At 59.1% G+C, this 8,185-nt stretch carries 7 protein-coding genes; 1 reads left to right on the top strand and 6 read right to left on the bottom strand.

The annotated features are described in order from the left end of the window. From AWB66_RS31675 to AWB66_RS31655, 5 genes are all read right to left on the bottom strand, one after another. A partial coding sequence (locus AWB66_RS31675) for a hypothetical protein (RefSeq protein ID WP_200819125.1) occupies window positions 1-818 on the bottom strand: 818 nt, incomplete at its 3' end. 98 nt (window positions 819-916) lie between these two features. After that, a complete protein-coding gene (locus tag AWB66_RS31670) occupies window positions 917-1,627 on the bottom strand; it encodes a hypothetical protein (protein ID WP_087633942.1) in 711 nt (236 codons plus the stop codon). Between the two features lie 497 nt (window positions 1,628-2,124). Next, window positions 2,125-2,916: a MipA/OmpV family protein gene (locus tag AWB66_RS31665; protein ID WP_125469873.1), complete on the bottom strand. Its 792-nt coding sequence runs from the start codon at window positions 2,914-2,916 to the stop codon at window positions 2,125-2,127. Next, on the bottom strand, window positions 2,913-3,791 hold the full coding sequence (locus AWB66_RS31660) for an alpha/beta hydrolase (RefSeq protein ID WP_087633940.1): 879 nt from the start codon (window positions 3,789-3,791) through the stop codon (window positions 2,913-2,915). Before AWB66_RS31660 ends, AWB66_RS31665 begins: the two co-directional genes overlap by 4 nt. A 2-nt stretch (window positions 3,792-3,793) precedes the next feature. Continuing rightward, on the bottom strand, window positions 3,794-4,591 hold the full coding sequence (locus AWB66_RS31655) for a DUF4118 domain-containing protein (RefSeq protein ID WP_087633939.1): 798 nt from the start codon (window positions 4,589-4,591) through the stop codon (window positions 3,794-3,796). 210 nt (window positions 4,592-4,801) lie between these two features. On the opposite strand from AWB66_RS31655, the gene AWB66_RS31650 reads away from it, so the two are divergent. Beyond that, window positions 4,802-5,608: an alpha/beta hydrolase gene (locus AWB66_RS31650; protein ID WP_087633938.1), complete on the top strand. Its 807-nt coding sequence runs from the start codon at window positions 4,802-4,804 to the stop codon at window positions 5,606-5,608. Between the two features lie 832 nt (window positions 5,609-6,440). On the opposite strand, the gene AWB66_RS31645 is transcribed toward AWB66_RS31650, so the two are convergent. Beyond that, a complete protein-coding gene (locus AWB66_RS31645; protein WP_087633937.1) occupies window positions 6,441-7,811 on the bottom strand; it encodes a GGDEF domain-containing response regulator in 1,371 nt (456 codons plus the stop codon). Window positions 7,812-8,185 lie beyond the last annotated feature (374 nt).

Raw genomic sequence — 8,185 nt, 5'->3', positions numbered from 1 at the left:
GGACCGCTCAGCCGGCGATCGTTACCTGGGGGATTTTGAGGTGACCATACATGGGGGAATTTGACCGACCGCCGGGGGGCGATTTCGTCTTTATCGACTAGCCTAAGGTTGCCGAAAGCGGCATACGGCACGTCGATATACGAGGGCGGAAACCAAGGCGCGTCTTCCGAGAACGGCTGCGGCCTGATGTGCTCCAGACTGCGTTCGATCTCGCGGAACGGCGGCGCGACCAGCGTGAAATGCGTGCCAGACCGGACGATATTGCGAAATTTTTCCAGCGGGTCTTGGTTCGGAGGAACTTCTGCGGGATACAGATAGTTGGTGGTGCGGCTCCAGAGCCGAGTCGCAGGCATGTCGCCGGGATCGCCCAGCGCCTTCTTCGTCAGCTGGCTCCAGGGAGCGATGTCCTGGCTTGACAGGCTGAGCGAACAGGCCAGCGATTCCCGCTTGATCGGGTTGGCGCATGCATTGGCCATGTCTTTACAAGACGCCGCCGACAGCGCATTGATGATGGCATCGAAGGGGTCGGACTTCGGTCCGCTAGGCCGCAGGCCATTGGCAAACAAGCGGTTGTAGGCGACCGCGGCGAGCCGCAGCGCGCCGTCCATGCCCTGCGTCTTCACGTTGAGCGAAGTCCAGTACAGCTCTTTCAGCACCGACGTCAGAAAGATAGCGAACTTGCCGGGTATGCCGCCATAGGTCGAGAAATCGGATTGGGCGAGGCGGTCGAAGTTCGGGCAGAAATGCAGTGAGGCACGCGTCTTGTCCGGATAGCCGCTGATATGCAGGCCGCCAGTCTCGCGAAAAATCACGATCACGTCGTCCGCCAGTTGCAGGAAATCCCGAAGCGGCTCTTTATGTTCGTCCTCGAATATATCGCGGATGGTGTCTTCGAGCGCGCCGTACTTGGTGATGTCTAGCCCGCCTTGCGCAAGGTGTCCACTGCAATCTGGATGATGACCTTCCGCTCAGCATCGTGTGGCCTTTCATCCAGCAAGCGATGCAGCGGCTCTACCCATTCCTGAGCGTTGCCGTTGATGCCGATGACTACATGCCGCGCCTTGTCGATGACCGACTTGAGAATCGGGCGATATGTGTTGCTGTCGCAGCACTCCTTCAAGGCGCGCCGGGTGTAGCCGCTATGGTCGTACAGGACGACGATTGGATCAGGGCTTCTCGCGAGACGCGTCTCGGCGTCGAGAACCGTTTCGATAAAGTAGTTCTTCGGCTCACTATTTTTGTCGGGCGGCGGAGCGGAAGCGATGAACTCGTGTTTGACCCGCAGTGTCTTCAGCTCCTCGCGTCTGGCCGATGCGGGAGGGAATAGATCGAGCACACTGATTCGCTGGCCGCAGATGTCGCTGACCGCATCGCCGTCGCTTTGAGAACGGGGAAAGTTGGTCGGTAAGATATGGTCCTTGGCCGCAAACTGGTGAGTGTTCGGGACGCGGCCCAGTGCGGCTTCGATCATGGCGGGAAGCAGTGGCTGATGCTGTCCGCGGCGATACGGCCGGTAAGGCGGATCATCGACATGACCATCCGGCTCTCTGACCAGCATCACATGCGAATCGAGGTCGCCTAACAGAACGATTTCGGTCACCTTGTTGCTCTGCACTGGATCGGACATGGCTACCTCGCTAAGGTCGAGCGTAAGGCTTTTGTAGGTCGATGCACCTGATTGCGTGAAGTAGTGAAGTGGGTGATATGCCAAGTAAGGCGATAAATCAAGCGAGCGTTACAAAGCTTGCCCGGCGGGAACAACACGCCTTCGCAAACTTGCGCAAAATGGCGAGGGTGCGTTTGCTTTCCACTGAAGAGTGTCCGAAGTTTTGGTTAGCAGCAAAGAGCCAGACTCCATAAGTGGTGGTAGCGACAAACGGCATTTGCGGCGCTGCAATATATGCCAGATTCAGCCCGCGTTGAACTACTAGAGGGGCAACCGGCCACAACCCGCCGTTCACACGCGCAGTCGGTCGGACGTTCAGGCGTCGGCTTTGCGGGACACAGCGGACGTTGCACTGATGATGCTCGACTATTTGTTCGCTGTTTCCTCTCTCTGACGACAGCGGAGTGTATGCACCGGGTTTATTCCGGCCGCTAAGATCGCGCGAAAGACTTTCTCTGCTAAAAGCGGTAAAGCACGGACGCCATGCCGTTCACGTCGAGCCGGCGCTCGGTAATCGGACTGCCTGCGGCGTAACGCTCGAGGCGTCCCACGATGGCCTCGACGCTCGCCGACCAGTGCGGACTGATTTTGTAAGTCGCATTCACGTTGAAGTGAATATCGCGCCAGCCGGAACCGGTATCGTAGTGCTGCAATCCCGACGCCGCGCTTTCCTGCGGGGTGATGCCGAAAAACGTCTGCGTATAGGTCGCGTTGGCCCAAGTGACTCCCGGACCCATCGAAATGAGCCAGTTACGGATCGGCGCCGATACGAATAAATCGGCCGTCGCCGTCAGACCTTGTCCGGTTCCCGCGATGTCCTGATAGGCCGCCAGCGCGCCGGTGAACGCCCACACCGTGTAGTCGCCGAAGAGCCGCAGCTTCGGTCCATAGTGCACATCGGGCAAGCCTTTGAGCCGCGCATCGTCGGACGACGATCGCGACTGGAAGTCGACACTGACCGACATACCGAGGTGATAGTTCTCTCCACGCAGCACGTTGACGCCAAGCACATCTGGACCCTGTGAGAAAACACGGTCCTTCCATGAAATGTCCTGCACGGGGAACGGAAGCACCTGAAGCTGCGAGGAGCCAGGGAACTTCGGGAACACATACATGCCCGGCCCGACCGAGATTTTCCAATCGGTGTCCGCCTGCGGTTCATCGGCGTATGCGACGCCCATTGCGCAACACGTGCTTACCGCTGCGAGCGCCAAGCACCGGCGCCCAAAAGAAGTGATGTCGAGCCTCATGTTTTTCTTGCCACGGCGGCCAACTGTCTCAGGCGTCGCGCGAGCGCCCGTGATACAACTGGCGTTGGATTGTTGCAGGACGCCGACGCCGCGGCGCTTTCGCGCAGGAAAAGCGCGCATTCCCGCGCGACGACCTCGCGTTCATTGTCCGATGTGATCATATGGTACGAGTCGTCGAGCCAGGTGCGAAGAAACGACGCCCCGACGTTCGCCACTACGTAGCGCGCGTTATGCGGACTGGACGTCTCGTCGTCGATCGCGTGAATGATGAGGCAGTCGGTGCTAATGCTCTTCAGATTCTTGCGTATAAAGTTTGCTAACCGGCTCGCTTCGTGAAGCGCTGGCATCGCAATGGACGCGGGCCCCACTTCACTGATTCCGTCCCTCTGCATCACGCGTGCAATCTTCGAGCGCAACGCCTCGTTGCGCAGGCCATAGGGTTCGTGCTCGCGATAACGGTAGCGCGAGCGCAATGGCGTGTAATAGACGTAGTCGAGCAGAAATCGATACCAGGGAATCGCCCAGCCGTCGTAACTGAGCGTGATTGACAACAGCAGTAACGCCCGCGCAGTTGGGCGCTGTTGAGCGACGGCAGCGGCCATCGTCGCGCCCATGGAGAGGCCACACACCGAAACATGCCGGTATCGCGCTGCAAGCGCGTCAAATTCGGCGACGGCTGCGCTGATCCACTGTTCCATCGGCACATGCCCTGTGCCCGCGCTGTAGCCACGCAGTTCTGGCGTGTGGGTCGCGAAGCCTTCTTCGGCGAGAACGCGTGCAAGGAATCGCAGCTCCGCAGGAGAACTCGACAGGCCGTGCAAAAGCAGGACCGCGTGATCGTTGCCTAGAGCAGTCGAGAATTGAGGCGCGGTCATGGTCAGTCTTCCACCCGCAGGATCAGAAATTCGCCGGACGGCGTAGTGAAGCGTTCGCACACACATTCGACTGCGCGCCAATCATGTCCGCTCGATAGAAAACGCATGCGGTGATGACCAGGCACGAGCCGGTCGTTCACGCGCGCGAGATCTTCTTGATGCACTTGCGAATGCCGGGCGCCGTAAGCTATGCCCACACGAAACGATTCGTCGTCGATGATTCCGGCGGCGGTCGAGGTTGCCGCGGCCGCGACAAAACTGCCGGGCGGTGCGCTCCTCGCGGGATCTAGCGCCTTGATGAGAATGAGCGAATGGTTGTGGTGCGCGATGTGATGCAGCATGCGATGCATTTCATCCGTGGCACGACGCGCGATCAGGCGTTCGTTATCGCCGCGCAGCAGCATTTCGTAACGCGAGTGCGCGACAGACGCCAGCAGTTCGGCGCGATACTGCGCGCGTCTCAAGCGCTCGACCAGCGTGATGACAACAATCGTGATAAGTGTATACGAGAGCAGCAGACGGACATCCGAAGCATCGATGATGTCGATGCGTCCGTAGGGCGCGACGAACAGGTAATCCGCGAGACAGAGTCCCGCCAGCATCACGCAGAGTGCGGGCGCGAGGCCGCAGTAATACTCCACGAGCACGGCGCCGATAAGAAAAGCGGTTCCCGGCATGATCGGGCCAAGTAGCGGGTGAAGTATTGATCGAACGAGGGCGGCGGAAAAAAGTGCCGCCGCCGCTATGATCCACCGCTTGCGGCCGCGCGGAGCCCACCGTCGAGAATTGTTGACTTTCATTCGTTTTATACGGCGAGGTGGTGTACGCCCTTAAAACAGTGATTGTGCCAGAGACTTCGATGACGTGACCGCGCTATATCAGGCGAAGTTAGGACGGACCTTCCTTAAGCGAAATGTGAGCAAACGGGGCATGGCGATTGGCGCATCGAGCCGGCGGATTGTCCTCATACTGGCACCGAAGTCAATGAAGTCCACCGCGCGAGACACGGCATGCGCTTGCTTAACTACACCTTATGCTTCGTTGTCGGCGCCTACCTGAGTGCGGCGCTGGCGTTGTATTGGATGCAGGACCGCATACTGCTTCCATCCGCGCCCGACACAGCCGATCTGCGCACGGTCACGGACCCCGGCGACGACATCGACGTGTGGAAAGTGCAAAGCGTGTACGCGGGTTATGTCGTCACACCAACGGAGCACGAACCCCGCGGTACGTTTATCGTCTATCACGGCAACGGGGAGTCCGCGGAGGCCAAGTTGCCGCTCGCCCATATATTCGTTCGCGCCGGGTATCGCGTCATCCTTGTCGAGTATCCGGGGCACGGCAAGCGACGAGGCGAGCGCACGATGAAGGCGGCGGCCGTTGCATCGCGTGACGCATTGTCGGCCGCGCAGGCCCAATGGCGCGGGCCGGTCTATCTGGTGGGCGAATCGCTGGGCGCGGGCATGGCATCGCGCGTGGTCAAGGGCAACGAGTCGGCGATCGCGGGCGTCGTGCTTATTACGCCGTGGGATTCGCTTGCCGATGTGGCGGCTGAGAAGTATCCGATTTTCCCGGTGCGGTGGCTGCTGCATGACAGCTTTGATTCGGTCGCCGCTGTATCGCGTTACGACGGGCCGCTCGTCATCGTCGGCGCGCGGCAGGACGAGATGATTCCGGTTACTCATGCACGACGTTTCGCGATCGAACACGATCATGCCCGCCTCATGCTGTTGGCCAACGCCGATCACGACGGTTGGTTCGGCGCTATGACGCCGCAGGACTGGGGACGCATTCTGGAATGGCTTAATGCGGCATGACGCGACGCCTGGTCGAAGCAGCTGCCTTGCGAGGCTTTCGCTGAACTTGACCTCGTTGTGTTCCGCGTTTCACGTCATCACCATGATTTCCTCGTCGGAATCGACGTTCACGTCCCAACCTCCGCATTGCGCATAAGGCATCAGCTCAATCACCATTTCCGTGCATCTCGGCATATCCGCAATCGTCGTCCGCCGCGGCAGTAGCATTTCTGAAGCGCAAGCGGGCTCCTACGCCGTTGACAGAATGGAGATAAGGTCCTCTCTCCGCGCCAAGACGACCTTGCGCCGGATTTAAACATACTGCGACTGCGACGAAGAAGGGGGCCGGTCTGGTCGAGAACAGTCGCCGGTCGGTTACCTGAACGGGCCCGGCTGCATTGTTTGACAGCGGTCGGTGTTCTGTCAGGAGCGGCAAGCTGATCTTGACGCTTCTTTGTCTTCGTGCCCAGATCCGTCGCGGAGCGCGTCGCGAGTCCGCTCACGTGTCCGCTGCAAGCCGGTGAGCGGACATTGAAAAATCAGGTCGTCGAGCGACCAAAACGGGTCGGGTGTGGCCGACCGCATAAGGCGGAAGCCGGCCAGGTTGAGTCACGCAGGCACGATTTGCGAATGTCGGGTCGAAGGACGACACGAGACGTTGGCTGAAAACGCTTCGATCGGGTGATGTCTGCCGGCCGAAGCTGCAGGTGGAGAAAGGTCGGGACGAGGTCGTGCCCCGGTTCCCCTGATTCCATCCGCGAACCCGCGCCGTTGTGAGCGGCCATCCCCACCGACGGGAAATACGCCCGCATGAAGTCGATGAAGCCATGCTCGTCCCGGCTGCGGTGAACTTTTATGAGGACGCGCGCGTTGTTGCCCCGGCAAGGCCCCCCGCGTCGAAGTCAAAAATTCGGGCACACTTACAAGCAAGGACAGTCTCATTTAGCACGACGGCATTTCCGCCACGGCTTTTGGCCTGATACATCGCATGGTCGGCATTGACCAGCAGCGTTTGTTCGTCCAGTCCGTGGTCCGGGTAAACCGCTACGCCGATGCTGGCTGAAACCCCCAGGATGCGATTTTCAACTGCGAAGGGTTCTTCGATAGTCTGACGCAGCTTTTCAGCGATCGAAATCGCGTCTTCGGCCTCGTTCACAACCGGTAAAATGGCAACGAATTCGTCCCCGCCGATGCGGGCGATAGTGTCCGACTCGCGTAGGCATTGCTTCATACGTTTGGCGATGCGTGGCAGCAACATGTCGCCCACGGCATGTCCGTAGCGATCGTTGACTGGCTTGAACCCGTCGATGTCGACAAACAGCAGGGCGAATTTCGTACGCGAACGTTTCGCGTGGAGTATGGCCTGCTTAAGCCGGTCGCCAAACAGAACGCGGTTCGGGAGATCGGTGAGCGGGCAATGCTGGGTGAGATAGATGATCTGCTGCTCGGCTTTCTTTCTCTCCGAGATATCCCGGAAAACCACGGTCACCCCGTACATGTTGCCGGCGTTATCGCGCAAGGCGGCGCACTTGTATTCAACGGGAAAGCTGGTATTGTCCCTGCGCCAGAACACATCGTCCTGAACATGGCGGTACTTGCCATCCGATAGCGTCGCATGGATCGGACAGTCTTTGACAGGAAAAGTCGAGTCGTTGGCGTGATGGTGGTGGATACTTTCGTGCCCCGGCCTGCCAACCAGATTGTCCGCATCTTCCCAACCAAACATCGCAATGGATGCGGCGTTCTCGGCGATGATCACGCCGTGCATGTCGAGGACATGAACCCCCTCACTGACCGAGTTCAGGATATTGTTCAGCGTGCCGTTCGCCGTTTCCAGTTGACGCCTCACTGTCGACGTCCTGACCATGGCGAGGATTTTCGCTTTCAGGACATCTTCAGGCGCTGTTTGCGAAACAAGATCGTCAGCTCCAGCCTGAATAACGGTGACAGGATTCTCCAATGAATCCGCCGCGGCCAGTAAAACTATCGGTGTCCATGGCAATTCCTGCATCGCCTCGATCACGCGGATCTTGCCTGTAATCTCGAGTCCCGACATCACACGCACATTTATCTCCATCAGTATCAGATCGACGGGTTGTGTGCAGAACGTATCGAGTGCGTCGCGTCCATCGGAGGCGACGATCACATCGCAACCAGATGAAGATAGGCCAGACTTCAGGGAGGCGATAAAAGCGGCGTTTGAGCCTGCAAACAGGATCTTCATAACTGCAACTTCCTTGATTCCAGGGGCCGGTGATGGCGTGAAGTGCAATAACGGCACGACCAGGGCAAACCTTGAGAGCGAACCGCCTGTTTCATTGGACAAAGCCGCTGAGGCTCCGCCGGGCGTGCGGAGTCGCGAAGGTGAGCGGCCGCTTTTCGGTGAGGGTGGGACGTTCGAAGAAGTTTACTGAAGGGCCGCAGCGGGTCGTCAAGGAGCATTGGTTTTTCCTGCGAGCGGCCATTCACGATCTACAGATTCGACCGGTGGGTTCCGTCTCAGCGACGGCCGCTAAACTTCGTTGGACGAAACCGCTCGCGCGGTATTGGGGCTCCGGCGGGCGTTAGCGGTATGCAGGAAACCCGCGCGGTTCCCAT

This window comes from Caballeronia telluris (assembly GCF_001544495.1).
GTDB lineage: Bacteria > Pseudomonadota > Gammaproteobacteria > Burkholderiales > Burkholderiaceae > Caballeronia > Caballeronia telluris.
The sequence above is the reverse complement of the archived record's forward strand: the minus strand, read 5'-3'. Positions and strand labels throughout refer to the sequence as shown.